At 65.2% G+C, this 25428-nt stretch carries 27 protein-coding genes; 18 read left to right on the plus strand and 9 right to left on the minus strand.

The features are described 5' to 3' along the window. The 3 genes from BJ6T_RS27555 to BJ6T_RS27565 form a co-directional block, all read right to left on the minus strand. Complete coding sequence (locus BJ6T_RS27555) at positions 1-597, minus strand: TetR/AcrR family transcriptional regulator (protein WP_014495810.1); 597 nt, start codon at positions 595-597, stop codon at positions 1-3. Positions 598-705: 108 nt separating this feature from the next. After that, on the minus strand, positions 706-1686 hold the full coding sequence (locus tag BJ6T_RS27560) for a hypothetical protein (RefSeq protein ID WP_014495811.1): 981 nt from the start codon (positions 1684-1686) through the stop codon (positions 706-708). Positions 1687-1991: 305 nt separating this feature from the next. Then, positions 1992-2198 (minus strand): hypothetical protein, encoded by a 207-nt coding sequence (locus tag BJ6T_RS27565; RefSeq protein WP_028157570.1) that lies wholly within the window; start codon positions 2196-2198, stop codon positions 1992-1994. Positions 2199-2741: 543 nt separating this feature from the next. Between BJ6T_RS27565 and BJ6T_RS27575 the strand changes: the two genes are divergently transcribed. Both BJ6T_RS27575 and alr read left to right on the plus strand, forming a co-directional pair. Continuing rightward, entirely contained in the window at positions 2742-4253 is a 1512-nt protein-coding gene (locus BJ6T_RS27575) for a replicative DNA helicase (protein ID WP_014495814.1), read from the plus strand. A 46-nt stretch (positions 4254-4299) separates the two neighbouring features. Then, entirely contained in the window at positions 4300-5577 is a 1278-nt protein-coding gene (gene alr / locus BJ6T_RS27580) for an alanine racemase (protein ID WP_014495815.1), read from the plus strand. 12 nt (positions 5578-5589) lie between these two features. On the opposite strand, the gene BJ6T_RS27585 is transcribed toward alr, so the two are convergent. Then, entirely contained in the window at positions 5590-5808 is a 219-nt protein-coding gene (locus BJ6T_RS27585; protein ID WP_014495816.1) for a cysteine rich repeat-containing protein, read from the minus strand. Between the two features lie 40 nt (positions 5809-5848). Here BJ6T_RS27585 and BJ6T_RS27590 point away from each other — a divergent pair, with 40 nt between their 5' ends. Beyond that, positions 5849-6625 carry an exodeoxyribonuclease III gene (locus BJ6T_RS27590; RefSeq protein WP_014495817.1) on the plus strand — a complete coding sequence of 259 codons (777 nt, stop codon included), beginning with the start codon at positions 5849-5851 and terminating at the stop codon, positions 6623-6625. Between the two features lie 109 nt (positions 6626-6734). On the opposite strand, the gene BJ6T_RS27595 is transcribed toward BJ6T_RS27590, so the two are convergent. The 3 genes from BJ6T_RS27595 to BJ6T_RS27605 all read right to left on the minus strand — a co-directional run bounded on the left by BJ6T_RS27595 (position 6735) and on the right by BJ6T_RS27605 (position 8412). Further along, positions 6735-7550: an SGNH/GDSL hydrolase family protein gene (locus BJ6T_RS27595; protein WP_014495818.1), complete on the minus strand. Its 816-nt coding sequence runs from the start codon at positions 7548-7550 to the stop codon at positions 6735-6737. 98 nt (positions 7551-7648) lie between these two features. Continuing rightward, the gene (locus tag BJ6T_RS27600; RefSeq protein WP_014495819.1) at positions 7649-8017 is read right to left on the minus strand and encodes a GFA family protein; all 369 of its coding nucleotides are present in this window, start codon (positions 8015-8017) and stop codon (positions 7649-7651) included. 77 nt (positions 8018-8094) lie between these two features. Continuing rightward, the gene (locus tag BJ6T_RS27605) at positions 8095-8412 is read right to left on the minus strand and encodes a hypothetical protein (RefSeq protein WP_014495820.1); all 318 of its coding nucleotides are present in this window, start codon (positions 8410-8412) and stop codon (positions 8095-8097) included. 180 nt (positions 8413-8592) lie between these two features. Here BJ6T_RS27605 and BJ6T_RS27610 point away from each other — a divergent pair, with 180 nt between their 5' ends. The 8 genes from BJ6T_RS27610 (at position 8593) to BJ6T_RS27645 (ending at position 14576) form a co-directional block, all read left to right on the plus strand. Continuing rightward, on the plus strand, positions 8593-9333 hold the full coding sequence (locus BJ6T_RS27610) for a FadR/GntR family transcriptional regulator (RefSeq protein WP_014495821.1): 741 nt from the start codon (positions 8593-8595) through the stop codon (positions 9331-9333). Beyond that, entirely contained in the window at positions 9333-10286 is a 954-nt protein-coding gene (locus BJ6T_RS27615) for an NAD(P)-dependent oxidoreductase (protein ID WP_373865996.1), read from the plus strand. The genes BJ6T_RS27610 and BJ6T_RS27615 overlap by 1 nt, the downstream gene beginning before the upstream one ends. Before the next feature lie 10 nt (positions 10287-10296). After that, on the plus strand, positions 10297-10980 hold the full coding sequence (locus BJ6T_RS27620) for an amino acid ABC transporter permease (protein WP_014495823.1): 684 nt from the start codon (positions 10297-10299) through the stop codon (positions 10978-10980). A 7-nt stretch (positions 10981-10987) separates the two neighbouring features. After that, complete coding sequence (locus tag BJ6T_RS27625; RefSeq protein WP_028169586.1) at positions 10988-11656, plus strand: amino acid ABC transporter permease; 669 nt, start codon at positions 10988-10990, stop codon at positions 11654-11656. Between the two features lies 1 nt (position 11657). Further along, positions 11658-12416 carry an amino acid ABC transporter ATP-binding protein gene (locus BJ6T_RS27630; RefSeq protein ID WP_014495825.1) on the plus strand — a complete coding sequence of 253 codons (759 nt, stop codon included), beginning with the start codon at positions 11658-11660 and terminating at the stop codon, positions 12414-12416. A 20-nt stretch (positions 12417-12436) separates the two neighbouring features. Next, on the plus strand, positions 12437-13231 hold the full coding sequence (locus BJ6T_RS27635; RefSeq protein WP_014495826.1) for a transporter substrate-binding domain-containing protein: 795 nt from the start codon (positions 12437-12439) through the stop codon (positions 13229-13231). A gap of 68 nt (positions 13232-13299) precedes the next feature. Beyond that, positions 13300-13746, plus strand: a complete 447-nt coding sequence (rpiB, locus tag BJ6T_RS27640; protein ID WP_014495827.1) for a ribose 5-phosphate isomerase B — start codon at positions 13300-13302, stop codon at positions 13744-13746. Positions 13747-13850: 104 nt separating this feature from the next. Continuing rightward, positions 13851-14576: a sulfite exporter TauE/SafE family protein gene (locus BJ6T_RS27645; RefSeq protein ID WP_014495828.1), complete on the plus strand. Its 726-nt coding sequence runs from the start codon at positions 13851-13853 to the stop codon at positions 14574-14576. Between the two features lie 6 nt (positions 14577-14582). On the opposite strand, the gene BJ6T_RS27650 is transcribed toward BJ6T_RS27645, so the two are convergent. Then, complete coding sequence (locus BJ6T_RS27650; protein WP_028169587.1) at positions 14583-16661, minus strand: putative bifunctional diguanylate cyclase/phosphodiesterase; 2079 nt, start codon at positions 16659-16661, stop codon at positions 14583-14585. Further along, positions 16661-17818, minus strand: coding sequence for an ABC transporter substrate-binding protein (locus BJ6T_RS27655; RefSeq protein ID WP_225894873.1), 1158 nt, complete (start codon positions 17816-17818; stop codon positions 16661-16663). Before BJ6T_RS27655 ends, BJ6T_RS27650 begins: the two co-directional genes overlap by 1 nt. A gap of 202 nt (positions 17819-18020) precedes the next feature. Here BJ6T_RS27655 and radA point away from each other — a divergent pair, with 202 nt between their 5' ends. The 7 genes from radA (at position 18021) to BJ6T_RS27685 (ending at position 25392) form a co-directional block, all read left to right on the plus strand. Continuing rightward, a complete protein-coding gene (radA, locus tag BJ6T_RS27660; RefSeq protein WP_014495831.1) occupies positions 18021-19469 on the plus strand; it encodes a DNA repair protein RadA in 1449 nt (482 codons plus the stop codon). A 166-nt stretch (positions 19470-19635) separates the two neighbouring features. After that, entirely contained in the window at positions 19636-20265 is a 630-nt protein-coding gene (locus tag BJ6T_RS27665) for a CvpA family protein (protein WP_011086837.1), read from the plus strand. Positions 20266-20293: 28 nt separating this feature from the next. Further along, on the plus strand, positions 20294-21799 hold the full coding sequence (purF, locus tag BJ6T_RS27670) for an amidophosphoribosyltransferase (protein WP_014495832.1): 1506 nt from the start codon (positions 20294-20296) through the stop codon (positions 21797-21799). A 15-nt stretch (positions 21800-21814) separates the two neighbouring features. Further along, positions 21815-21946: a hypothetical protein gene (locus BJ6T_RS49235; protein ID WP_256461572.1), complete on the plus strand. Its 132-nt coding sequence runs from the start codon at positions 21815-21817 to the stop codon at positions 21944-21946. A 70-nt stretch (positions 21947-22016) separates the two neighbouring features. Next, positions 22017-22757, plus strand: coding sequence for an SDR family NAD(P)-dependent oxidoreductase (locus BJ6T_RS27675; protein ID WP_014495833.1), 741 nt, complete (start codon positions 22017-22019; stop codon positions 22755-22757). 78 nt (positions 22758-22835) lie between these two features. Next, positions 22836-23999 (plus strand): NHL repeat-containing protein, encoded by a 1164-nt coding sequence (locus BJ6T_RS27680; protein ID WP_014495834.1) that lies wholly within the window; start codon positions 22836-22838, stop codon positions 23997-23999. A 166-nt stretch (positions 24000-24165) separates the two neighbouring features. Then, on the plus strand, positions 24166-25392 hold the full coding sequence (locus BJ6T_RS27685; RefSeq protein ID WP_014495835.1) for an ABC transporter substrate-binding protein: 1227 nt from the start codon (positions 24166-24168) through the stop codon (positions 25390-25392). The last annotated feature ends 36 nt before the right edge of the window (positions 25393-25428 follow it).

Raw genomic sequence — 25428 nt, forward strand, 5'->3', positions numbered from 1 at the left:
CTATAGCTTGTGGATGCGATCGGGCGGACGCAGCGCACGGTTGGCGCAGGCGACAAGCGTGTCGGCTTCGCTGCGCGGATCGGTGCGGTCACGTCCCGAGAGAAAGGCGCGGCAGAAGATCTGGGCAGGGCCGATGAGCTGGCTGACGAACATCACCGGCGTCATCGGCAAAAGCTCGCCGCCGGCAACCAGCGGCGCGCGCCAGCGCTCGATGCCTTCGGCAAGGCGCGCATTCTGCGCGCGCTGGGCGTCGCGGACGTCCTCGTCCCATTCGCTGCGCGATATCTCGAAGAGATAGCGGGCCTCGCGCCGGCTCGACACCACCCAGTCGAGATGGGCGCGGATCAGCCGATCGATGCCCTGCCCGGCACTGGGCATCGGGTCGAGCGCGGCCAGCACTGCGGCGTGATAGTGCCGCAGCACCTCCAGGAACAGCGCACCCGCCAGTTCCTTCTTCGATCCGAAGACATGAAAGAAGCTGCCGTTGGAGGCGCGTGCCCGGGCCCGGATCGCCGCCACCGTCGCAGCTTCGAAGCCGACGCGGTCGAACACGAAAAGCCCGGCCGCCAACAGGTCGTCACGCACGCTCGTCGTCATCGACGCCTCCTGGAGCATCACTCTAGAGTAACGCTCTAATCGCGGTCAAGACGATGCGAAGGCCGCGATGCGTGCGGCCTTCGCAAGTCGACGGAAAATCTGGCTCGCTTAGCGCGAAATCGGCGGTGTGGGCGGACCGGACGAGTCGGCTGGGGCCGCAGCGGTCGCGGGCGGTGCAGGCTCCTGCGGCTTGGTTGCCGGCTCGGAGTTCACTGCGGCGGGCGCGGCCGGCTTGGGGGCAGCCTCCTCCGCCGGCTTGGCCTCTGCGGGCTTCGCGGCGACAGACGGTGCAGCCGGCGTGACCTGCGGTACCGGATCGGGCCGCAGCGCCGGCGTATCGCTGCCGCGCGGCTCGACCTTGGCGCTATCAGGCCTGGCCTCAGCCGGCTTCTCCGCCGGCTTGCTCTCGGGCTTCGACTCGTCACGTCCCGGCTCGACCTTGGCTGTGTCCGGCTTGGCCGTGTCGGGCTTGGTCTCGGCCTTCGGTTCGCTCTTCTTGTCTTCAATGGCCGGCGCGGCGGCGTCGACCTTCGGTGCTTCCTCGGTCCCGGGCTTGGCCCGACGCCTAGCTTTGCGTCCCTCCGGCGCTGCCTGGCCCTCGGGCCTCGCACCTTCCTTCGATCCCTCCTCGGGTGGCCGTGCCGCGCGCTTCTGACGGGTGCCCTCAGGCGCGGGAGCGGTGGCGGTCTCGCCGTCCGGCTTGGCGGCGTCCTGGGAGCGCTGGCGGCGCCCTTGATGCTCCGGCGCGGTATGGGCTTCCTTCTCCTTGGCGCCGTCCTTTTTATCCTTGCCGTCCTTGGCCTGGTAGCGGGTGTCGGTGGCACCGTTGGAGACGAGATAGGACGCGAGCACGCCGGCCATGTCGGAGCTGGTCGTGTAGTGCTGGCGCAGGAAGCCCGGCAGCGAGCCCGGCGCCACCGTCTTCAACAGACCGCGCGTGCTCTTGTGGCAGGCACTGCAGGTCTGCGCGAAAAGCTGGGATGGGGCCTTGCCGGCCTCGAGGTTCGTCGCCTGCGCAAGGACGGTATCGGTCGCGCCGAAGCCGATCAGAAGCAATACCGTCGCGAGGCTGAGCGCTCGGCTCGACATTCCCATCATCTCCATTGAATTTACGCGAATGCAGCCGGCATAAGGCGCGGCAGCGGGTGACCTTTTAGCGGATTGAGCCGCGAATGGAAGCAGCCTCCACACGCAAGGATGTGATTAAGCGCTTTTGGAATATCGACTGTGATCACAGTGCAATAGCACTGCAGCTCGTTCGAAGGCCGGTGGCCTCGTGAGAGGACGCGCCGCCCGTCGGAAGCGGCACATCGTCGCAAAGTCACGACGCCGCAGACACCCGTCATAGTGCGCAAGATGGCGGCGCCGAACCCGGGCCCCACGCTGAATGAATCCTAGTGACGAAGGGTCGAGATCTGGGAGGACCGGAACGAGGCTGTTAACGCCAGTTGCGCCCGCAGGTCTGCGAGGGTCTCGGGCGAGACCGGCTCGCGCCGCACTTCGGGCCGCTCGGCGTGCTGCATGGCCGCGATCAGCCCCGACAGCCAAAGCCGGCTGGCCGCCTCGCTTCGCCAATTCTGGTGCTGCCGTTCTGGCCGCATCGCTCGCCTCGTTCCCTGGTAGCGGGAGATAACCCTCCGCCCGCCTTCCTGTTCCGGGTCGTACCCCGAAAGAATCCGGGGAGATGTGATCTGTTTCACATAAGTCTCGTCGGGCCCGGCTTAGACCGTCGCCATGAGCAAGCGGACCCAAACCTCATTCGACGTGCAGGACGACCTCCGCACCGATTACGCCCTGATCGCCACCGGCGTCGGAGCGGCCCTGGTTGCGCTGGTCTACCTCCTGCTGGTCTGAATCCGAGCCCAAAGCTCCCGGCGTGCGTCATTTCGCGCGCTTCTTGTTACGTCTGCGCGCCAATCCATCAGGTTCATGTCACCCGGGATTTTTCCGTGGCGCGGTCACGGCCGATTCCGGGACGGGCGAGTTCCGCAAAAATCCGTCAAGCACGGCGCGTGCTGCGGCTGCTAATCATCCACCATTTTAACTGAGCGGTTGATAGCGGCCAGCTTTTGCTTCCGCTTTGGCCCGAGGCGGCGCTTTATCCCGGCCCCGCATCCGCCCCAGAAAATTGCTAACGCTCGACCATGGCCCTGACTGATTCGAACGTCCTCAAACTCGCGCCCGAGCCCGGAACTCCCGCGTATCGGAGCGCGCCGCATAATATCGAGGCGGAACAGAGCCTTCTCGGCGCGATCCTGGTCAACAACGACGCCTTCTACCGCGTCTCCGACTTCCTCGAGCCGAAGCATTATTTCGAGCCGCTGCACCAGACCATCTACGAGACCGCCGGCAGCCTGATCCGGATGGGCAAGATCGCCACGCCCGTGACGCTGAAGACGTTCCTCCCCGCCGACACCGATGTCGGCGGCATGACCATCGGGCAGTATCTGGCGCGGCTCGCGGCGGAAGCGACCACCATCATCAACGCCCAGGACTACGGCCGCACCATCTACGATCTGGCGCTGCGACGCGACCTGATCGGCATCGGCGAGGACATGGTCAATGTCGCTTATGACGCCCCGGTCGATTTCGCGCCGCGGGCGCAGATCGAGGACGCCGAGCGCCGCCTGTATGAGCTCGCCGAATCCGGCCGTTATGACGGTGGCTTCCAGAAATTCTCGCAGGCGTTGGCGATCGCGGTCGATCTCGCAGCCAAAGCGTTCCAGCGCGATGGAAAGCTGTCCGGCATTTCGACCGGCATGCGCGACCTCGACACCAAGATGGGCGGCCTTCAGCACTCCGACCTCATCATCGTGGCCGGACGCCCGGGCATGGGCAAGACTTCGCTGGCGACCAACATCGCCTACAACGTCGCCAAGGCCTATGTCGGCGAGGTCCAGGCTGACGGCACCATGAAGGCCGCCAATGGCGGCGTGATCGGCTTCTTCTCCTGCGAAATGTCGGCCGACCAGCTCGCCACGCGTATCGTGGCCGAGCGCACCGGCATTCCCTCCTCCCACATCCGCCGCGGCGGCATCTCGGAAGCCGATTTCGACAAGATCCGGGAAGTCTCGATCGAGCTGCAGTCGCTGCCGTTCTATGTCGACGCAACCGGCGGCCTGTCGATCGCGCAGCTGATGGCACGCGCGCGCCGGCTGAAGCGGCAGAAGGGCCTCGATCTCCTCGTGATCGACTACATCCAGCTGCTCTCCGGCTCAGGCAAGCGCGCCAGCGACAGCCGCGTGCAGGAAATCACGGAGATCACGACCAGCCTGAAGGCGCTCGCCAAGGAGCTCAATGTTCCGGTCATCGCGCTGTCGCAGCTCTCGCGCCAGGTCGAATCCCGCGACGACAAGCGGCCGCAGCTCTCCGACCTGCGTGAATCGGGCTCGATCGAGCAGGACGCCGACGTCGTGCTATTCGTTTACCGCGAGGAATATTACCTCGCGATGAAGGAGCCCCGCCCGGGCACGCCTGAACACGAGAAGTGGCAGCTTGACATGAGTCTTGCGCACGGAAAGGCCGAGGTCATCATCGGCAAGCAGCGTCACGGCCCGACAGGCACCGTCGATTTGGCGTTCGAAGCCTCGGTCACGCGGTTCGGCGACCTCGCGCCTGACAGTCAGCTGCCGGCTCGCAGCAGCAACGACTACTGAGTTCCTTGAACCAGACCGGCCTCTTGCGTAAAACGGCGCCATGACAATGGCGTCCGACCCGAAAATGATTCCGCAATCCGGCCTTCTCTCCGCGGAGGCCAATCAGGCTGCCGCGCTCGCAGCCTATGGCGGCGTGCTCACCGTCGATCTCGACGCCATCATCGCCAACTGGCGCAAGCTCGAGAAGACGGCAGTGCCGGCCGAATGCTCGGCCGTGATCAAGGCCGACGCCTATGGCTGCGGCGCCGCGCAGGTCTCGCGGGCCCTTAGCAAGGCCGGTTGCAAGACCTTCTTCGTCGCCACCATCGAGGAAGCGCGCACTGTCCGCGAAGCCGTGCCGGAGGCCGCGATCTACGTGCTCGGCGGCTATTTCCAGAACACCGGCGAGCACTACGCCAAGATCAATTGCCGGCCGGTGATCGGCGATCTCAACGAGCTCGCCGAATGGGACGTGTTCTGCCGCCGCACCGGCTGGACCGGGGGCGCCGCTGTTCACATCGACACCGGCATGAACCGGCTCGGGCTGACGCTTGCGGACGCGCAGGCCATCATCCCCCGCATCAACGCCGGCGATCACGGCATCACGCTGGTGATGAGCCATCTGGTCTCGGCCGAGCAGCTCAACAGTCCCGTGAATGCAAAACAGCTGGCGACCTTCCGCGGTATCGCCAGCGAATTTTCCGGCGTGCCGGCCGCGCTTGCCAATTCCTCCGGAATCTTCCTCGGCGCGCCCTTCCAGTTCGACCTGGTGCGACCGGGCGCAGCGCTCTACGGCGTCAACCCGACGCCTGAGGCCGACAACCCGATGCAGCCCGTGGTCGACCTCAAGGCGCGCATCGTGCAAACCCGCAATGTCGAGCGCGGCGAGACCGTCGGTTATGGCGGCACCTGGACCGCGCGGCGGCCGACCAAACTCGCGATCATCGCGGTCGGCTATGCCGACGGCTATTTCCGCGCCGCCAGCTCCAATGACGGCACCCGCGGTGCCGAGGTCGTTGTCGCCGGCAAGCGCTGCCCGGTCGCGGGCCGCGTTTCGATGGATCTGATCGCGATCGATATCACCGACTTGCCCCCGAATGCGGCGCGGCGCGGCCACATGGTGACGCTGCTCGGCGAGGGCATCACCGTCGACGAGCTCGCGCATCATTTCGGCACGATCGGCTACGAGGTGCTGACCAGCCTCGGCCGCCGCTACGCCCGCGTCTACAAGGGCGGCAATGAGGTGGAGCCGCTGGTCAAGCCGGAGCCCCCGCCGACGGCCGAGCAGCCGCCCTCCCCGCCGCCGATCCAGCAGCCCGCGAGCCCGCCGCCGCTGCCGAGCTGAGCGTCTCGCCGCTTACTTCTTCCGGCTGTCCAGCGCCGCCTTGCACGTCGCGCTGAGCTGATCGCGCTTGGCGTTGAGGCAGGCGATGATCTTGCCGCCACCGGGTGCGATGCCGGCGCAGAATTTATCATAGTCCGCCTTGCACGCGCCGCGCGGATCGGACGATTGTGCCGAAGCCGCTCCGGAGATCGCGACGACGACGACGAAAGCAGCAAAGCTCAACTTGGACATTGTATCTCCGGTGACGGAAGGCAGGAGCTATTAGCTCTACATGAAGATCGCGACATTCAACATCAACAACATCAACCGCCGCCTGCCCAATTTGCTGGCATGGATGCGCGCGGCGAAGCCCGATGTCGTCGCGCTTCAGGAATTGAAGGCAAGTGATGGCGAATTTCCGGCGGCGGCCATCGAAAAGGCCGGCTATGGCGCGGTGTGGTGTGGACAGAAGACGTGGAACGGCGTCGCCATCCTCGCCCGCAATGCCGAGCCCATTCTCACCCGCGATCGCTTGCCGGGAAAGCCTGATGATCGCGAAGCCCGCTACATCGAGGCCGCCGTGCGCGGAATCATCGTCACCAGCATCTATCTGCCGAACGGCAATCCGCAGCCGGGGCCGAAATTCGACTTCAAGCTCGACTGGTTCGCGCGCCTTAAGCGCCACGCCAAGACGTTCATCAAGCAGGATCTACCCGTGGTGCTCGCCGGCGACTACAACGTCGCGCCTGATGAGATCGACATCTATCCGACGCGGTCATGGGACAAGGATGCGCTGATCCAGCCGAAGAGCCGCGCAGCCTTTGCCTCGCTGGTCGATCAGGGTTGGTGCGATGCGATCCGCGAACTGCATCCGGACAAGCGCATCTACACGTTCTGGGATTACAAGCGAAATCGCTGGCCGCGCGATGCGGGCCTGCGGCTCGATCATCTCCTGCTCAGCCCCGCCCTCGTCTCGCGGCTGGCCAAGGCGGGTGTCGACAAGAAGGTACGCGGCGAGGATGGCGCGAGCGATCACGCGCCGGCGTGGGTGGTGCTGAAGCAGCGATGACGGTGCCGTAGGGTGGGCAAAGGCGCTCTTGCGCCGTGCCCACCATCTTCTGTCGCGAGTAAGGTGGTGGGCACGCTTCGCTTTGCCCACCCTACGAGACCGCGCCAGATCAACGCCCGTAATATTCCTGCACAGTATCCCACGCCGCTTTTTGCAGCAGTTGGGTGGTCTCCGCATCCAGTCCCATGTTGTAGGAGTTGCCAACCGGCGAGCGCCCGGTCAGCGCGGCGAGCGTCACGCAGGTTGCCAGATACGTGCCCGCCGGACTCGGGTGCCGCTTGTCCGGCGCATACAGATTGAGCTCCGGCTGGAGCTTGCGCACGCGCGCGAAGGCGAGGCCTGCGGGGATCACGAGCGCATCATTGGCATTGCCGGCGAGCGTATAGGCCTCGGCCAACGCTTCCGTCATCTCCGGCTTGTCGGCATAGGCCCAGGACATGAAAAACACCGGCCGCATGCCGTGGGCACGGACGATCTCGCTATCCTTCTTCGCAAAGGTCGTGAACGCGTCCTTCAATTGCGGATGGATCGGGCACTGGCTGCAATCCATCATGACGACGGCATCGAACTGCCTGCCCGGCTTGTTGAAGACGACGTTGTTCTGATCGTCGAAGGAATAGGCGCCGATGCCGCCCGGCCGCAGCAGATTGTCCATGTCGTGCCAGTCGAGGCCGGAGCCGCCGATCGTGGCCATGGTGTTGCGGTATGCCGCCTTGTTCTCGGCATCCGCAGCCCGCTCCATGAAGGAGAGATGTCCGGGCATGCCGTTGTTGTAATAGAAGAAGCTGTTGCCGACGAACAGCGCGGCCTTGGGGAAGTCAGGTCCTGATGTCGTGACCTTCGGTTTGGTCTGCGCCTGCGCATTGAAGCCGGCTGCAACGGCCAGACACAGTGCGAGCATCACTCGCGCAAAAAGACGCATCATGGCTTCCTCCCCTTTTTCTCCGGGGCCGGACCAAATCAGCTTTTCAAAATCGCCTCAAGGTCACAGACGCGCAACGGACATGCGCGAGCCCTGCATGCTCACCACAAATTCCTGCCGTCGATCATGTTCACCGGCACGGCATCGAGATCGAAATCGTCGAACAGGCGTGCATTCACCGCGACCTTGGGGTTGTCGAAATCGGGCTTGCCGGTCGACCAGTCAGGCGACTCCGAATAGGTGCCGCAGCCGCAGCTCGCGCAGAAATGATGTTTGACCGTGCGGCTGCCCCAGAGATAGGTCGCGACACTTTCCGGCGGCGACAGCAGGCGAAATTGCGCCGGCGTGTAATAGGCCCACAACGCGCCCCGCTTGGCGCAGAGTGAGCAGGTGCAGCGCGTCACGCTCGCCGGCGCCTCCGTCACCTCGAACACCGTCTCACCGCAATGACAGCTCGCCTCGATCGGCATGGACCCGCTCTCCGTTTTGTCAGGAGATGGTCGTAGCCTGCCCCTGCTGCCAACATGCTGTCAGCAGCGCACGCCCGTCACGGAGCCTCGTTCGCGGACAGCCGCCTGGCGTTCGCGGCCACGTGCTCGCGATAGCGCTGGACGACCGCGGTCGGCGTTGCTCCCGCAAGCAGGCTCGCGGCCGCCTCGAAAGCCGCGGCGATCTTCTCGCTGACCATCAGCACCGCCTCCTGCCCGGCGGCCTCGTCGCCATGGCTGAGCGTCTCGCAGCGCAGCCGCACCACCTCGCTGGCTTCGACCGCGAGCATCGCGCCCGCATACCAGGGAAAGCCGTTGTCGGATCCGCTGAGCGCCGCATGACGGTCGAGGGCGGAGAAGGAATGATGATCGGGCATCGCGGACCTCAAATTCTTTGAGTGAACGCTCCGATCAATACGCCTCAAATTTGAAGGATCCGGCCGCGGAACCGATCGGATTGGCCGCGCCTGCGACACCCGCAATTAACCAAGGCTCTTGACGCCCACGCCCTGGTCAGCCTACTGGTCTGACCACGATCAGACCAAAAAGAGACCGGGATGGAACTGAAGCGGGCCACCGAGGGCGAAAAAGGGTTCGAGAAGGTGTTCGCCTTTCTGCGCGAACGCCTGCTTGCAGGCTCGCTCAAGCCCGGCGACCGCCTGATTTCCGAGCGCGAGCTGGCGACCCTCCTCGGCGTCAGCCGGCCGATCGTCCGCGAGGCGCTGCGCGCCCTCACCGTGCTCGGCATCGTCGAAATCCGCGACCGCATCGGCACCGTGGTGACGCAACCGGACGTCTCGGTGCTGAACGACTTCTTCACCTTCGCGCTCGCCCAGCAGGCGGACATGCTCGATGACGTCATGCAGGCGCGCGTCGCGATCGAGTGCCAGGCGATCCGGCTCGCCTGCGAGCGCGCCAACATCGCCGATTTCGAACGCCTGCAGCGTGCGCTCGCGAAGATCGGAGAGACGATCGACGAGGCAGACGCCGGCGGCATGGCGGACTTCGAATTCCATCGCGCCATCGTCGTGGCCTCGCACTCGGAAACGCTGACGGTCTTGCACGGTTCGCTGGCGGGACTGCTGACGCATTCGCATCGCAGCCGCCGCGAGCTGGTGCAGGCCTTCCCGTCGATGAAGACGTACCTGATCGACGACCACCGGCGCATCTTCGACGCAATCATCGCGCGCGACCCCGAGCGAGCGGACGCGACGCTGCGCAAGCATTTTGCCATTGGCGACGAATACCGCAGGCGCGCCGTCGTCGGCGACATCGACAAGACCAGCGCCTCAGGCTGATCGCGGCAGGCCAACAACCAAGAAACCAATCAACCAAGAAACGGACGACTGACATGGGACGGAACGACAAGGGCAATGTCGGCTTCATCGGCATCGGCACGATGGGCCGCGAGATGGTGCGCAACCTCCTGGTGGCCGGGCATGCGGTTCGCGTCTTCGATCTCAACCAAGCCGCCTTGGCCGACAGCGTCAAGGAAGGCGCGGCCGGCGCCAACAGCCCCGCCGACGCAGCGCAAGGCGCCGACATCGTCATCACCATGCTGCCCGACACGCCCCATGTCGAAGCGACTATCTACGGCGAGAACGGCCTCCTGAAGTCGCCGCCACCGGGCAAGCTCATCGTCGACATGAGCACGATCTCGCCGGTCGCCGTCCGCCGCATCCATGCCGACCTGCAAAAGGTCGGCGTCGGCTTCATCGACGCACCGGTCTCCGGCGGGCCCGTGGGCGCCAAGAACGCTGCGCTCTCGATCATGGCCGGCGGCGATGCGGCTGCCTTTGCGCAGGCAGAACCGTTCTTCCGTGCAATGGGCACGACCATCACGCATGTCGGCGCGTCCGGCGCGGGGCAAACCGTCAAGCTCTGCAATCAGCTGATCTGCGGCATCAACATCCAGGCGATCTGCGAGGCGCTCGCGCTCGGGCGCGCGTCTGGCATCGATCTCAATCTGCTGCGTCGCGTGCTGCTCGGTGGCTCCGCCGCCTCCTGGATGCTCGACAAGCTCGGCCCCGCAATGATCGCGGGCGACGTCTCCGCCGGCTTCCGGATCGATCTCCAGCTCAAGGACCTCCGCCTGGTGCAAGAGCACGCACAGGCGCTGAGCGTGCCGTTGCCCGGAACCGCGCTCGTCACCAGCCAGTACGTGGACGCGCGCGCGCATGGCGAAGGCAGCAACGGCAACCAGGCGCTGTTCCGCGTCTATGACCGCATGACCAACCAGGTGACGGGCTGAAGCCGATACGATGAGCCTCCAACTCGACTTTCCCGCGGTGCTGGAGCGTTGGCCAAGTTTTCTGGCCGGCGCGGCGCTGACGCTGGAGCTGGCGGCCTTCGCGACGGTGCTCGGCGCCCTGTTCGGCACGCTCGCAGCCGTCGGCCGCGGCTCGCGAAGCCCGCTGATCGCGGGCGCCTGCAAAGTCTATGTCGAGACCATCCGCAACACGCCGCTGCTGGTACAGATCTTCCTGGTCTATTTCGGCCTCGCCAGCCTGGGGCTGAAATTCTCCGCCTTCACGGTGGCCGTGGCCGCGCTGACGATCAATGTCGGCGCCTACACCGCCGAGATCATGCGTGCCGGCTTCGAGGCGATCCCGCGCGGACAGATCGAGGCCGCCGAAGGACTCGCGCTGTCGCGACTGCAGATCTACTGGCACATCATCCTGCTGCCGGCGATCGAGAAGGTCTATCCAGCGCTGACCAGCCAGTTCGTGCTGTTGATGCTGGCCTCCTCGGTCTGCTCACAGATCTCGGCGGAAGAACTCACCGCCGTCGCCAACTACATCCAGTCGGACACCTATCGCGCGTTCGAGACCTACATCATCGTCGCCGTGCTCTACGTCATCCTGTCGCTGGTGATGCGCGCGAGCTTCTGGGGCCTCGGCCTCGTGCTGTTTCCGCGCCGGCGCCGGCTCGGCACGCCGTTGTGAGATGACCATGGGCGGACATCTCAACATCAATCATCTGATGTTCCTCGGTCAGGGCGCGCTGTGGACGATTGGCCTGTCCGTGATCGCACTGATCGGCGGCGGCATCGTCGGCTTTGTGATCGCGCTCGCGCGTATCTCGCCGCTCAAATCGGTGCGGATCGCCAGCGGCGTCTATGTCCAGTTGATCCAGGGCACGCCGCTGCTCGTCATCCTGTTCCTCGGCTATTTCGGCCTCGCCGCGATCGGCCTCAAGGTCTCGCCGTTAGCTGCCGCCGGCGCTTCGCTCACGCTCTATGTCTCGGCCTATCTCGGCGAGATCTGGCGCGGCTGCATCCAGTCGGTGCCGAAGCCGCAATGGGAGGCCGCCGAAGGACTGGCGCTGAGCCGCACCCAGCGCATGATGAAGGTGATCCTGCCGCAGGCGATCCGCATCGCGACGCCGCCGACCGTCGGCTTCATGGTGCAGATCATCAAGAACACCTCGCTTGCCTCCGTGGTCGGCTTCGTCGAGCTGATGCGGTCGGGCCAGATCGTCAACAACTCGCTGTTCGAGCCGTTCGCCATCTACGCGATCATCGCCGTCGTCTATTTCGCCATGTGCTATCCCCTGTCCCTGTTCAGTCAGAAGCTGGAACGGCGGATGGGGCGTGGCAGGTCCAACCTCGCACCAGCCTGACATGCAGCAAAACCCCTCCTCCTCCGAACCGATCGTGTCGCTCCGCGACGTGCAGAAGAGCTTTGGTCCGCTCCGGGTGCTCGATGGCGTCTCCTTTGCCGTCGAGCGCGGCGAAGTGCTGGCGCTGATCGGCCGCTCCGGCTCCGGCAAGAGCACGGCACTGCGCTGCATCGACCGCTTCGAGAAGGTCGACGGCGGCGAGATCGTCGTGTGCGGACACCGCGTCGACCGCGCTGATGTCGATCTGCGCGCGCTGCGCCAGGACGTCGGCATCGTGTTCCAGAGCTACAATCTGTTTCCGCACCTCACCATCGAGCAGAACATCACGCTCGCCCCCTGCGCCGTGAAGGGCATGGCCACCTCGCAAGCCAGGAACCTCGCCCGAAAAGTGCTCGCGCAGGTCGGGCTAGAGGAGAAACTGCACGCCTATCCCGAGCAGCTCTCGGGCGGCCAGCAGCAGCGCGCGGCGATCGCCCGCTCGCTCGCGATGCAGCCGAAGGTGATGCTGTTCGACGAGGTCACCTCCGCGCTCGATCCCGAGCTTACCAGCGAGGTGCTCAAGGTGATCGAGCAACTCGCGGCAGACGGCATGACCATGGTGATGGTCACCCACGAGATGGGCTTTGCCAAGGGCATCGCCGATCGGATCGTGTTCATGCACCGCGGCAAGGTCCACGAGACCGGACCCGCTTCGATCCTGACATCGCCAACGACCCCCGAGCTCATGCAATTCGTGGGCACGGGAAACCTAAAATCATAACAGGGAGAGGAGAACCAAGGATGACAAACAGGACACTGCTCGGGACCGCCGCCGCGCTTGTCGGCTTCGTGATGATGGTCGCGACACCAGCATCGGCCGATCTGCTCGACGACATCACCCAGGCCAAGAAGATCCGCATTTCGACGGACGTCGCCATTCCGCCCTCGGGCATGATGGACAGCAGCATGAAGCCGACCGGCTCCGACGTCGAAGTGGCGCAACTGCTCGCCAAGGATTGGGGGCTCGAGCTCGAATTCATCCAGACCACCGGCGCGACGCGCATCCCCAACGTCCTGACCGGCAAGGCCGACATCATCATCTCGACCCTGTCGGTGACGCCCGATCGCGCCAAGGTCATCGACTTCACCAAGCGCTATGCGACACTGCAATCCGACGTCGGCTGCCTGAAATCCTCGACCGTCAAGGACTGGCCCGACCTGAAGGACAAGCCGATCGGCGTCTCCCGCGGCACCACGCAGGACACCACCCTGTCCAACATGAAGGACAAGGACCTCAAGATCTCGCGCTACGACGACGACGCCACGATGGTGACGGCGGCCGTCTCCGGCCAAGTCGACTGCGTCGCCTCATCGGCGACGATCATCAACCAGATCGGGGTGAAAAATCCGTCGCGTGTGTTCGAATCCAGGATCCCGCTGGCGACCTTCGACCTCGCGATCGGCCTCAAGAAGGGCGAGCAGCGCCTGATGGACAAGCTCAACGCCTGGATCACCGAAAACGTCAAGAACGGCAAGCTCAACGCGATCTACAAGAAATTCCACGGGGTCGAGCTGCCGCCCGACATGCGCAGCTGAAACCAGCGAAAATCGTGACAGCCGCAAAGCGGCTGTCACGGCCAGTGTAAAATCAAGAAGGACATCACATGCGTCTCGTCATCGGATCCGACCACGCCGGCTGGCCGCTCAAGCAGACCGTTATCGACCACATCCGCAGCCTCGGCCACGACGTCGTCGACGTCGGCTCCCATGACGACAAGCCGGTGGATTTCCCCGACATCGCTCGGGCCGTGGCTCAGAAGGTGACCTCGGGCGAAGCCGCACGCGGCATCATGGTGTGCGGCACCGGCGTCGGCGCCTCGATCGCAGCCAACAAGATGAAGGGCATCCGCGCCGCGGTCTGCCACGACGTTCATTCCGCCCATCAGAGCGTCGAGCATGACGACGTCAACGTCATGTGCATCGGCGCGCAGATCGTCGGCGCCTGGCTCGCCGTGGATCTGGTCTCGTCCTATCTCTCCGCCGAATTCTCGACGGACGATGATTTTCGCCGCCGCGTCGAGAAGCTGCGCATCATGGACGAGCAAGGCTGACGGCCTGCCCGGACCGCATGCGCTGAGCGGTCGGTTCCCTCGTCCGGAATGGATCGCCCGCATCGCCGGCCACGGCTAAACTCTCCCGATTCGTGGAGAGCACCTTGGCCTTTCTCTTCGTCCTCATCGTCGGCCTGATCGCCGGCACCGTCTCAGGCATCGTCGGCACGGGGTCGTCGATCATGCTGATGCCGGTGCTGGTTTATGCCTATGGGCCGAAGGAAGCCGTGCCGATCATGGCGGTCGCCTCGGTGATGGCGAATTTCTCGCGGATCCTGGCCTGGTGGCGCGAGGTCGACTGGCGGGCCTGCGTGGCTTATTCGGTGACCGGCATTCCGGCCGCCGCGCTGGGCGCACGCACGCTGCTTGCGCTCCCCTCGCACGCCGTCGATCTCGCCATCGGCATCTTCCTGATCGCGATGGTGCCGGTGCGGCACTGGCTGGCGCGGCACGATCTCAAGGCCAATCTCTGGCACCTCGCGATCGGCGGCGCCGTCATCGGCTATCTCACCGGCATCGTGGTCTCGACCGGTCCGCTCAGCGTGCCGCTGTTCCTGTTTTACGGCCTGTCCAAGGGCGCCTTCCTCGCCACCGAAGCGGCCTCCTCACTCGGCCTCTACTTCGCGAAGTCCGTAACTTTCGAACGTTTCGGGGCGCTGACGCAGGATGTCTTCATCAAGGGCCTGATTGCGGGCTCCTCGCTGATGTCGGGCGCCTTCATCGCAAAACGCTTCGTGCTGCATCTCAAGCCGGAGATGTTCCGCCTGGTGATGGACGCGATCATGATCGCTGCGGGCCTCTCCATGCTCTGGAACGCAACGCAGTCGTAATCGCGCTCAGGCGGCGAATTCGGGCGCGATCGACGGGCTGTCGGCGAGCCCGCGGCTCGTCTCCGTGGGCACCGCCTGCTTTTCGAGCCATTGCAGCACGGCATCGAGCGGCTGCGGCCGATGGTAGTGATAACCCTGCCCGAGCATCACGCCCATCTCGCGCATGGCGTCAGCCTGCTCGGGCCGCTCGATGCCTTCCGCGACGAGCGTCAGCCCCAGCGTGCCGGCGAGCGAGGCGATGACGCCGACGATCGCCTTGTCTTCCGCGCTGTCGGGGATCTCGCTGATGAAGGCCTTGTCGATCTTGACCTTGTCGAGCGGGAACCGCCGGAGATGTGCGAGCGAGCTGTAGCCCGTGCCGAAATCGTCGAGCGCGATGGTCGCGCCCAGGCGCCGCAGGCGGTGCAGCGTCTCGGAGGCGCTGGCGATGTTGTTGATCAGCGAGCCCTCGGTGATCTCGAGCTCCAGCGACGATGCCGCGACGTCGAAACGCGCGCAGGTTGCGCGCAGCTCTGCAGCGAGCGAATGGTCGGCAAGCTCGGACGGCGGCAGATTGATCGCGATCCGGATCTGCGGCCTGCCGGCGGACGCCAGTCGCTGCAGTGCGCGACAGGCATCGGTCAGCACGTAGCGCGTCAGCCGCGCATTGTTGCCGCTGCGCTCGATCAGCGGCAGGAATTCGCCGGGGCCGATCAAGCCAAGCTCGGGATGCCGCCAGCGGATCAGCGCCTCAAGGCCGACAACGGCCTGGCTCTCGAGGTCTACCTGGCTCTGATACCAGACCTCGAACTGCCCCTCGGCGAAGGCTGCGGGGATGGCGAGCTCGAGATCCCGGCGGCGGCGATAGTCGCGCTGAAGCGCTTCGTCGAGCACTGCGACCGTGCCGGGCGCCTTGCTCTTGGCATGGTAGAGCGCGATGTCGGCGAGCGCCGGCAAATGCGACAGCTCGGGATCGCCGGCGCGGCGCACGGCAAGGCCGATGCTGGCGCGCGGCACGACCTGTTTGTCGTGCAGCCGGATCGGCTCGGAAATCGCATCGAGCAGCTGGCGCGCGAACGCCTGGGCGGTCGCTTCATTGCTGACCTCGGGGCGGATGACGACGAACTCGTCGCCGCCGAGCCGGGCGACCCAATCCTGCGGTTCGACCGCATCACGCAGGCGCTCGGAGATGTGCACCAGGAACTTGTCGCCGGCATCATGGCCGAAGGTGTCGTTGATGCCCTTGAAGTCGTCGAGATCGATGAAGCAGAAGGCGATCAGCGAGTCCGGCGAACCGGCATCGCCGCTCAGGGTCACCAGATGCTCGGACAGCGAGCGGCGGTTGGGCAGGCCCGTGAGCGGATCGTGCGCGGCCATGTGCCCGAGCCGGTCGAGCGCGCCCGACGTCGTGTGCTGCATGGCGTTGAAGGCGCACGCGAGCTGGCCGAATTCGTTCGTCGATTTGATGTCGGCCGGATAGGCTCGCCCGTCCTGCTTGCTGCGCTGGATCGCCGACATGATCGCGGTGAGCGGCTTGCCGATGAAGATGTTGGCCGAGATCCGCATCGCGATCAGGGTGGCAAATGTTGCGAGCAGGCCGACCACCAGCAGCAACATCAGCCGGCTGCCCGTGTCCGCGTAGACCGTCGCATAGGAATAGGCGATCGCGATACGACCGGCCTGCACGGCGATATTGCCGTTGCTGTAGCGGATCGGCCGCGAGACTTCCGATACCGACTGGTCCGCCGGCCGCGCCACCACCCGCGCGATTGCGACGCCGGTGTCGTCATAAACGGCCGCCGCGGCAATGGTCTCGTCGTGCATGATCTCGTTGAGCACGCTCGTGACCTGATCGTATCGCATCTTCCAGAGCGGCTCGGCGATCAGCTCGGCGCGGCTCTCGGCCGTACGGGCAATGCGCGCGTCGAGCTGCCTGATCTGCGACCAGAAGCTCGACGCCTCGACGCCGGCGGAGGCAAGCAGCTGCACCACCAGCAGCACCGGCACAGTGGCCCAGAGCATCGCGCGGACCACCGAGCGCGAGCGCGACGGCGCCGTCGCCTGCGGCGTGCGATCCGGATCGGCCATGTCATCACCGTTTCGCATCAGTCGGCAGCGCCTTCCGGAAGCGTCAGCGAAGAGATGAGCGCATCGATGGAGAAATCGTACTGGCCGCAGCGCCCTGCCCTCGCCCTGAAGCGCGCGAAATCGATCCGATCGAAGGCGCGCGTCTTGATGAGGTCTCCGACCGAAGCGAGATTGTCGCGCGTGATCGCAGACGTCCTGGCCTCGACGCGGGGCGATGCGGCCGCGAAGTCGCAGCCGTCGGCGTAGTCGCGCAGGAGGACGATCGACCAGCCGCCGAGCAGGAAATGCCCGCCATCGGTCATGAGCAGACGGCCCGCCTTGATCTCGCGCAGCGCATCCTCCGACCAGTTGAGGCCGACCAGCTGGATGTTCCGGCCGGGCGTGAGGCCGGCGGCGACCACCGCGCGAAGCGCGCCGAGCGCCATCGGATCGTTTCCGGCCCAGATGCCGGCAGGCCGGATATCCTTGCGCGCGGCCCAGCTCAGATAATTCCTGGTGACCTGCTCTGCCTCCGACTGGGTCCAGTTGGCGAACAGCATCCGGTCCACCACCACGTCGGGCGCGGCGTCCACCGCGAGCTTGAGACCGGCGTTGCGGGCGATCGAGGCCGGCGTGATCTCGTCGCCGCCGATGCCGAGAATGTGGATCTTGCCGTCCGGGCTCTGCCATTTCTCGGCGCGCGCCGCGCTGATCAGGGCATTGGCCATCCTCGCGCCCGCGGTCTGGAGATCGGTCGTGATGTCGCCGAGCCAGGTCTTGAGCTTTTGCCGGGGGGGTCCGAGGCGCGCGGCGTCGTCGCCGATCAGCGTGTTCGAGAGCAGCAGCGTCTTGACCCCGGCGGCCTCGGCCGCCTCCAGGATGGGAACGGCGGCGGATTCCTCGTTCGACAGGATGAGGAAGTCCGGCTTGTCGGCGCGTGCCACCACGCCGAAGCCAAGCTCCTGCATGGTGCGGTAATTCCGCTCGCTGGTCAGCACCTCGACATGCGCGTCGAGCTTGCGGCCCGCGGCCTGCATGGTCTGCGCGACCATGTCCCAGTAGACCTCGCCGGTCTTGCCGGGATTGACGAAAACGATGTTGAGACGCCCGGCGTCGGCCGCAACGGCGCCGCCAACCGGCAGAAGAAAGCCGCAGGCCATGCCCACGGCGAGCATTATCCGCAAGACTACCGTCATTCGTTTCGCCATCCCGTATCGGTTTCGAAACTGGACCCGCGTCCGCTAACATTTCGCAAAGTCCGGAACGGCGCGGCGGCGTAGAGCTAACAAAGGGTGTATCGGCTGCGGCGAATTGGGCTAATGGGGGTGCTGGCAAACGCCGTCTCCACCCGTCATTCCGTGCTATCAGCAAACCTGAAACCCCCGACTCGCTGTCCCCATGGCCAAGAACACGCTTTCCTACGTCTGCCAGAACTGCGGCGCGGCCTATAACCGCTGGCAGGGCAAATGCGAGTCCTGCGGCGAGTGGAACACGCTTGCCGAGGAGGATACGTCCGGCAGCGTGCCGGTCTCGATCCGCTCCAAGCGTAAGGGGCGCACATTCGCGCTGGAGAGCCTCGCCGGCAAAAGCCCGGACGCTCCTCGCCTGTCCTCGGGCATGACCGAGCTCGACCGCGTCACCGGTGGCGGCTTCGTCCGCGGCTCGGTGCTGCTGGTCGGCGGCGATCCCGGCATCGGCAAGTCGACGCTGCTGACGCAGGCCACCAGCATGATGGCGCGCGCCGGCCACCGCATCGTCTACATCTCCGGCGAAGAGGCGGTCGCCCAGGTGCGCCTGCGCGCCGAGCGGCTCGGCCTGTCGGACGCGCCGGTGCAGCTGGCGGCCGAGACCTCCGTCGAGGATATCGTCTCGACGCTGTCGGAAGGCGCGGTGCCGCGGCTGATCGTGATCGACTCGATCCAGACCATGTGGACCGACACGGTGGAATCCGCGCCCGGCACGGTCACCCAGGTGCGCGCCTCGGCGCAGGCGCTGATCCGCTTCGCCAAGAAGACGGGTGCTGCCATCATCCTGGTCGGCCATGTCACCAAGGATGGCCAGATCGCCGGCCCCCGCGTGGTCGAGCACATGGTCGATGCGGTGCTGTCCTTCGAGGGCGAAGGCTCGCAGCAGTTCCGCATCCTGCGCGCCGTGAAAAACCGCTTCGGCCCGACCGACGAGATCGGCGTGTTCGAGATGACCGGCCTTGGCCTGCGCGAGGTCACCAATCCGTCCGAGTTGTTCCTGTCCGAGCGCGATCTGGGCACGCCGGGCACCGCAGTCTTCGCGGGCATCGAGGGCACGAGGCCCGTTCTGGTCGAATTGCAGGCCTTGGTGGCGCCCACCTCGCTCGGCACCCCGCGCCGGGCCGTAGTCGGCTGGGATCAGAGCAGGCTCTCCATGGTGCTGGCGGTGCTGGAGGCCCATTGCGGGGTCAAGCTGTCCGGCCACGACGTCTATCTGAACGTCGCGGGCGGCCTGCGCATCAACGAGCCGGCGGCCGATATGGCCGCCGCGGCCGCACTGGTTTCATCCCTGGTTAATGCGCAGTTACCCACCGATGCCGTCTATTTCGGCGAGATTTCGCTCTCCGGCGTCATCCGCCCGGTGGCGCAGACACCGGCGCGGCTCAAGGAAGCGGTCAAGCTTGGCTTCAAGCGCGCCGTGCTGCCCGAATCGGCCCGGGGTGGCGATGCCGGCGGCGACGCCGGACTGTCCCTGAACGCGATCAACAGCCTGACGACGCTGGTGGCCGAGATCGCGGCCCGGGGCTCCCGCCGCGGCGAACAGAGCGCTCCGGCGGAGAAAAATGCCACACCGGCAAGATTCCGCCGTGGAGAGGGTTAGGTGGAGGTGACGTCCTCCGCCCCCACCGCTATACAGCCGTCACAAAAGCAGCATGGGATTGCGTGGTTGCGGCCTTGCCGGGAACGCCGTCTGGCCCTCACTTAGGGCCACGGCCAAACACCGATTCGCTGAGCACCTTTGAAGTACGAGCGGACCCGACCAGCCGATGCCAGTAACACTCCTAGACCTGATCCTGCTCGGTGTGATGCTGATCTCGGGCCTGCTCGCGATGGTCCGCGGCTTCATGCGTGAAATCCTGTCGATCGCGGCCTGGGGCGCGGCTGCGATCGTGACGCTGTACTCGTTCTCGAAGCTGCTGCCGACTGCAAAGACCTATTTCAACAACGACACGGTCGCGAGCGTCGTCGTGGTCGCCGGCGTGTTCGTGGGCACCCTGGTCGTGGTCTCCGTGATCACGGTCCGGATCTCCGACATGATCCTGGATTCGCGCATCGGCGCGCTGGACCGCACCCTGGGCTTCCTGTTTGGCCTCGCTCGCGGCCTTTTGATCGTCGTGGTCGCCTTCCTGTTCTTCACCTGGCTGGTGCCGGACAAGCAGCGCCCGGACTGGGTCACTGGGGCAAAGTCCCGGGTGGTGCTCCAGGGAACCGGCGATTGGCTGATGGCCCTCTTGCCTGACGACCCCGAGAACACCATCTTGAAGAGATTCAAGAAAAACAAACCAGATGATGATCAAGCTGATTCCGAGCAGCAGCCTTCGGGCAGTGGCGACGGATACAGTAAACCTGCTCGTGACAGCCTCAAGAAGCTGATCGAGAAACCTGCGGCGCGTTGATTAGGCCCTAAAGAGAGGCGCGGACGAGATGCGACACCCTGACCAGGACGCCCAACGTGATCTCGGCCCAGCCGCGCTAGAGCTTCAGGACGACCTGGAGGGCGACACGCTCCGCGAGGAATGCGGTGTCTTTGGCATCTATGGCCACCCTGACGCCGCCGCCATCACCGCGCTCGGTCTCCACGCCCTCCAGCATCGTGGCCAGGAGGCCGCCGGCATCGTCTCCTACGACGGCAGCCGCTTTCACTCGGAACGCCGCCTCGGCCTCGTCGGCGACACCTTCTCGCGCCGCGAGGTGATCGACCGCCTGCCCGGCAATATGGCCGTCGGCCATGTCCGCTACTCCACCACCGGCGCCACCATCCTGCGCAACGTGCAGCCGCTGTTCGCCGAGCTCAATGCCGGCGGCCTTGCGGTCGCCCACAACGGCAACCTCACCAACGGCCTGACGCTGCGCCGCGAGCTCGTGAAGAACGGCGCGATGATGCAGTCGACCACCGACACCGAGGTGATCCTGCATCTCGTCGCACGCTCCAGGCGCAGCCGCTTCATCGAGCGCTACATCGACGCCCTGCGCGAGATCGAGGGCGCCTATGCGCTGGTTTCGTTGACCAACAAGAAGCTGGTCGGCGCGCGCGATCCGCGCGGCATCCGCCCGCTGGTGCTCGGCGAGCTCGACGGTTGCCCGATCCTGACCTCGGAGACCTGTGCGCTCGACATCATCGGCGCGCGCTTCATTCGCGACATCGAGCCCGGCGAAGTCATCGTGTTCGACGAGAACGGCCAGGACATCCACAAGCCGTTTCCGCCGATGGCGCCGCGCCCCTGCATCTTCGAGTACATCTATTTCTCCCGTCCGGACTCCATCGTTCACGGCCGCTCGGTCTACGAAGTGCGCAAGGCCTTTGGTGCGCAGCTCGCGCGCGAGAGCCATGTGCCGATCGACGTCGTCGTTCCGGTGCCGGATTCCGGCGTGCCCGCCGCGGTCGGCTACAGCCAGCATTCCGGCGTGCCGTTCGAGCTCGGCATCATCCGCAACCACTATGTCGGCCGCACCTTCATCCAGCCGACCCAGGCGATCCGCGAGTCCGGCGTGCGCATGAAGCATTCGGCCAACCGCGCCGCGATCGAAGGCAAGCGCATCATCCTGATCGACGACTCGCTGGTGCGCGGCACCACCTCGAAGAAGATCGTGCGCATGATGCGCGATGCAGGCGCCAAGGAAGTGCATTTCCGCCTCGCCTCGCCGCCAATCCTCTATCCCGATTATTACGGCATCGACCTGCCGGATCGCGGCGGTCTCCTGGCCGCGACGCATTCGCTGGAGGAGATGCGCGAGATCATCGGCGCCGACTCGCTCGCCTTCCTGTCGATCGACGGCATGTATCGCGCCATGGGCGAGCCCGGCCGCGACCCCGCCAATCCGAAATTCTCGGATCATTGCTTCACCGGGGCGTATCCGACCCACCTCACCGACCAGACCCAGACCGAGCAGCAGCCGCGGCAATTGTCCCTCCTGGCGGAGGCGAGCTGACGCAAGACCGCGACGATGCAGCTCGCCATCGCCATTCTCTGCGGAGGGCTTTTGGTCGGTTTCATCGTTTTCGCCTTCAGGCAGGGCATGAAGGTGCCGCCTGACAGCTCGGGGAACGGCCCGAACAATAGTACCAATATCCAGTAGGGCTGCGGCGGGAGCTCGAGGGCGGAAATTCCGGGCTTGTCCCGGCCATCCACGCCTGTAAAACCCCGCCATGACAAATCCCCTCGCCAACCGCATCGCTCTCGTCACCGGCGCCTCGCGCGGCATCGGCTTCGCCACGGCCAGGGCGCTGGCCAAAGCCGGCGCACATATCGTCGCTGTCGCGCGCACGCAGGGCGGGCTGGAAGAGCTTGATGACGAGATCCGGAAAGACGGCGGCAGCGCCACGCTGGTGCCGCTCAATCTCACCGATTCCGACGGCATCGCGCGGCTGGGCGCGGGCCTGCACGAACGCTATGGCAAGCTCGACATCCTCGTCGGCAATGCCGGTGTGCTCGGCCCCTCCTCGCCGGTCGGCCACATCGAACTGAAAGCTTTCACCGACGTGATGGCGGTCAACGTCTCCGCCAACTTCCAGCTGATCCGCTGCATGGAACCGCTGCTGAAGCAGTCCGATGCCGGCCGCGCCGTGTTCATCACCTCGGGCGCCGCCAACAAGGCCACCGCTTATGTCAGCCCCTACGCCGCCTCCAAGGCCGCGCTGGAAACGCTGGCGCGCGCTTGGGCGCAGGAAACCGCGAACACGCCCCTCCGCGTCAACCTGTTCAACCCGGGCCCGATCCGCACCCGCATGCGCGCGACCCTAATGCCGGGCGAGGATCCGGCGACGCTCGACGCACCCGAACAGGTCGCCGAATTCATCGTGCCGATGTGCGCGCCCGGCTGGACCGAAACCGGCAAGTTCTACGACTACAAGACCCGCACCCTGATGAGCTTCCGCTCGCCGGCCTGATTGACTCGCGTGCCTCCCCGCGATTGACTGCCCGCGCTCAAGCGGCAGCAAGCCGCAAGCCAAAAAAGGGAGGTTGCCATGGCGCCGTGGCATGATCGCGCAGGGCTTGGTCGTACAAGGCTCGGCCGTGCGCTCGTACGAGTCTCTCACGCCTTCTCCATCCTGATTGCAGCCATCGCGTTCGTGCTTCCAGGCACGGCGACTGCGGGCGACGTCCCGACCTTCGCGGTCGATGCCTCCTGGCCAAAACAGCTGCCGAACAACTGGATCCTCGGCCAGGTCGGCGGCATCACCGTCGACTGGCAGGGCCATATCTGGGTGATCCATCGCCCGCGCTCGCTCACCGATGACGAGAAAGGCGCGAGCCTCAACCCGCCCCGCTCGAAGTGCTGCGTGTCGGCGCCTCCCGTGCTCGAGTTCGACACCGACGGCAATCTGCTGCGGTCGTGGGGCGGTCCGGGCGAAGGCTATGAATGGGTCGGCCGCGAGCACGGCATCGAGGTCGACGAGCGCGGCTTCGTCTGGGTCGGCGGCAACGCCGACAACGACAACGCCATCTTGAAGTTCACGCTCGACGGCAAGTTCGTCGCCCAGATCGGCAAGATCGCGCCGAGCCTCGGCAGCAACGACATCACGCAGCTCGGCAAGCCCGCCGAAACTGCGATCGACAAGGAGGCGAACGAAATCTACGTCGCCGACGGTTACGGCAACCGCCGCGTCATCGTGTTCGATGCGACGACGCTCGCCTACAAGCGGCACTGGGGCGCCTATGGCAACAAGCCCGATGACAACAAGCAGGCGGCGTATGATCCCAAGGCGCCCGTCTCCCAGCAATTCGGAAATCCCGTCCACTGCGTGAAGCTCGCCAATGACGGCCTCGTCTACGTCTGCGACCGCATCAACAACCGCATCCAGGTGTTCAGGAAGGACGGCACCTTCGTGAAGGAGTTCTTCTTCGAGAAGAACACCCTTGGCAACGGCGCTGTGTGGGATATCGCGATCTGGCCCGATCCGAAGCAGACCTATTTGCTCAGCGCCGACGGCGAGAACAACGAGATCAGGGTGATCAAGCGCGACGACGGCAGCGTCGTCGGCAGCTTCGGGCACAACGGCCGCAATGCCGGGCAATTCCACTGGGTGCATGCGATGGCGGTCGACGCCAAGGGTAACGTCTATACCGCCGAGGTCGACACCGGAAAGCGCATCCAGAAATTCAGGCTGTCGTCGGACGCGCTCAAATAGCGTCTCAACACACTTTGCCCAAAGGTTAACCGACGGATGACGCTACGCCGCAGCGTCATCCGGCTTTAGGCGCATTGCCGCCGGCCGCGGGACACGGTAGAGCGATCAGCCGGAACAAGGCTCCGCAAGAGAGCCGTCCGCATATTGAAAATGGAGGAGACCTTTTATGACGACGACGCTCGCGCGCCGCTACGCGGCCCTTCTGGCCTGTGCCGCCTTCGGTTTTGCAACATCCGCTTACGCGCAGGACAAGACCGTCAAGATCGGCGTCTTGAATGACATGTCGAGCCTTTATGCCGATATCGGCGGCCCGAACTCCGTGGTCGCGATCAAGATGGCCGTCGAGGATTCCGGCCTGCTCAAGAAGGGCTGGAAGATCGACGTGCTGAGCGGCGATCACCAGAACAAGCCGGACGTCGGCGTCAATATCGCTCGGCAGTGGATCGATAACGAGAAGGTCGATGCGATCGCCGATACGCCGAACTCCGGCGTCGCGCTTGCGGTCAGCAACCTCGTCAAGGAAAAGAATTCGGTGCTGCTGAATTCCGGCGCCGCCTCTGCCGACTTGACCGGCAAGGCCTGCACGCCGAACACGATCTCCTATACGTACGACACCTACATGCTCGCCAACGGCACCGGCAAGGCGCTGACCAAGGCCGGCGGCGACACCTGGTTCTTTCTTACCGCGGATTATGCCTTCGGCCACGCGCTGGAACGCGACACCACGGCTGTCGTAACGGCGAACGGCGGCAAGGTGCTGGGCAGCGTCAAGCACCCGATCAACAGCTCGGACTTCTCGTCCTTCCTGCTGCAGGCGCAATCGTCCAAGGCCAAGGTGGTCGGCCTCGCCAATGCCGGCGGCGACACCACGAACTCGATCAAGCAGGCGGCCGAATTCGGCATCGTATCGGGCGGCCAGAAGCTCGCGGCGCTGCTGCTGTTCATCAACGATGTGCATTCGCTGGGGCTAAAGACCGCGCACGGCCTGACCTTCACCGAGTCCTTCTACTGGGACATGAACGAGCAGACCCGCGCCTGGTCGAAGCGCTTCGCCGCCCTGGCCAGCAAGAACGCGATGCCGTCGATGACCCAGGCCGGCAACTACGCGATGGTGCTGCACTATCTCAAGGCGATGGAAGCGCTCGGCGGCAACCCGCATGACGGCGCCAAGGTCGTCGCCAAGATGAAGGAGCTGCCGACCGACGATCCGCTCTTCGGCAGTGGCCCGCTGCGCCAGGACGGACGCCGTCTCATCCCGGCCTATCTGTTCGAGGTGAAGAAGCCCGAGGAGTCGAAGGGTCCGTGGGACTACTACAAGCAGATCGCCACGATCGCGGCGGAAGACGCGGCCAAGCCGCTCAAGGACAGCGACTGTCCGCTGGTGAAGAAGTAAGACAGTCGACGCTGCCGTAGGGTGGGCAAAGGCGCG

This window comes from Bradyrhizobium japonicum USDA 6 (genome assembly GCF_000284375.1).
GTDB lineage: Bacteria > Pseudomonadota > Alphaproteobacteria > Rhizobiales > Xanthobacteraceae > Bradyrhizobium > Bradyrhizobium japonicum.

What these genes read in the sequence shown, in the direction of transcription:
- BJ6T_RS27555 (WP_014495810.1), bottom strand. Translation starts at nt 597, where the DNA reads ATGACGACGAGCGTGCGTGACGACCTGTTGGCGGCCGGGCTTTTCGTG.
- BJ6T_RS27560 (WP_014495811.1), bottom strand. Translation starts at nt 1,686, where the DNA reads ATGTCGAGCCGAGCGCTCAGCCTCGCGACGGTATTGCTTCTGATCGGC.
- BJ6T_RS27565 (WP_028157570.1), bottom strand. Translation starts at nt 2,198, where the DNA reads ATGCGGCCAGAACGGCAGCACCAGAATTGGCGAAGCGAGGCGGCCAGC.
- BJ6T_RS27575 (WP_014495814.1), top strand. Translation starts at nt 2,742, where the DNA reads ATGGCCCTGACTGATTCGAACGTCCTCAAACTCGCGCCCGAGCCCGGA.
- alr (WP_014495815.1), top strand. Translation starts at nt 4,300, where the DNA reads ATGGCGTCCGACCCGAAAATGATTCCGCAATCCGGCCTTCTCTCCGCG.
- BJ6T_RS27585 (WP_014495816.1), bottom strand. Translation starts at nt 5,808, where the DNA reads ATGTCCAAGTTGAGCTTTGCTGCTTTCGTCGTCGTCGTCGCGATCTCC.
- BJ6T_RS27590 (WP_014495817.1), top strand. Translation starts at nt 5,849, where the DNA reads ATGAAGATCGCGACATTCAACATCAACAACATCAACCGCCGCCTGCCC.
- BJ6T_RS27595 (WP_014495818.1), bottom strand. Translation starts at nt 7,550, where the DNA reads ATGATGCGTCTTTTTGCGCGAGTGATGCTCGCACTGTGTCTGGCCGTT.
- BJ6T_RS27600 (WP_014495819.1), bottom strand. Translation starts at nt 8,017, where the DNA reads ATGCCGATCGAGGCGAGCTGTCATTGCGGTGAGACGGTGTTCGAGGTG.
- BJ6T_RS27605 (WP_014495820.1), bottom strand. Translation starts at nt 8,412, where the DNA reads ATGCCCGATCATCATTCCTTCTCCGCCCTCGACCGTCATGCGGCGCTC.
- BJ6T_RS27610 (WP_014495821.1), top strand. Translation starts at nt 8,593, where the DNA reads ATGGAACTGAAGCGGGCCACCGAGGGCGAAAAAGGGTTCGAGAAGGTG.
- BJ6T_RS27620 (WP_014495823.1), top strand. Translation starts at nt 10,297, where the DNA reads ATGAGCCTCCAACTCGACTTTCCCGCGGTGCTGGAGCGTTGGCCAAGT.
- BJ6T_RS27625 (WP_028169586.1), top strand. Translation starts at nt 10,988, where the DNA reads ATGGGCGGACATCTCAACATCAATCATCTGATGTTCCTCGGTCAGGGC.
- BJ6T_RS27630 (WP_014495825.1), top strand. Translation starts at nt 11,658, where the DNA reads ATGCAGCAAAACCCCTCCTCCTCCGAACCGATCGTGTCGCTCCGCGAC.
- BJ6T_RS27635 (WP_014495826.1), top strand. Translation starts at nt 12,437, where the DNA reads ATGACAAACAGGACACTGCTCGGGACCGCCGCCGCGCTTGTCGGCTTC.
- rpiB (WP_014495827.1), top strand. Translation starts at nt 13,300, where the DNA reads ATGCGTCTCGTCATCGGATCCGACCACGCCGGCTGGCCGCTCAAGCAG.
- BJ6T_RS27650 (WP_028169587.1), bottom strand. Translation starts at nt 16,661, where the DNA reads ATGCGAAACGGTGATGACATGGCCGATCCGGATCGCACGCCGCAGGCG.
- BJ6T_RS27655 (WP_225894873.1), bottom strand. Translation starts at nt 17,818, where the DNA reads ATGACGGTAGTCTTGCGGATAATGCTCGCCGTGGGCATGGCCTGCGGC.
- radA (WP_014495831.1), top strand. Translation starts at nt 18,021, where the DNA reads ATGGCCAAGAACACGCTTTCCTACGTCTGCCAGAACTGCGGCGCGGCC.
- BJ6T_RS27665 (WP_011086837.1), top strand. Translation starts at nt 19,636, where the DNA reads ATGCCAGTAACACTCCTAGACCTGATCCTGCTCGGTGTGATGCTGATC.
- purF (WP_014495832.1), top strand. Translation starts at nt 20,294, where the DNA reads ATGCGACACCCTGACCAGGACGCCCAACGTGATCTCGGCCCAGCCGCG.
- BJ6T_RS49235 (WP_256461572.1), top strand. Translation starts at nt 21,815, where the DNA reads ATGCAGCTCGCCATCGCCATTCTCTGCGGAGGGCTTTTGGTCGGTTTC.
- BJ6T_RS27675 (WP_014495833.1), top strand. Translation starts at nt 22,017, where the DNA reads ATGACAAATCCCCTCGCCAACCGCATCGCTCTCGTCACCGGCGCCTCG.
- BJ6T_RS27680 (WP_014495834.1), top strand. Translation starts at nt 22,836, where the DNA reads ATGGCGCCGTGGCATGATCGCGCAGGGCTTGGTCGTACAAGGCTCGGC.
- BJ6T_RS27685 (WP_014495835.1), top strand. Translation starts at nt 24,166, where the DNA reads ATGACGACGACGCTCGCGCGCCGCTACGCGGCCCTTCTGGCCTGTGCC.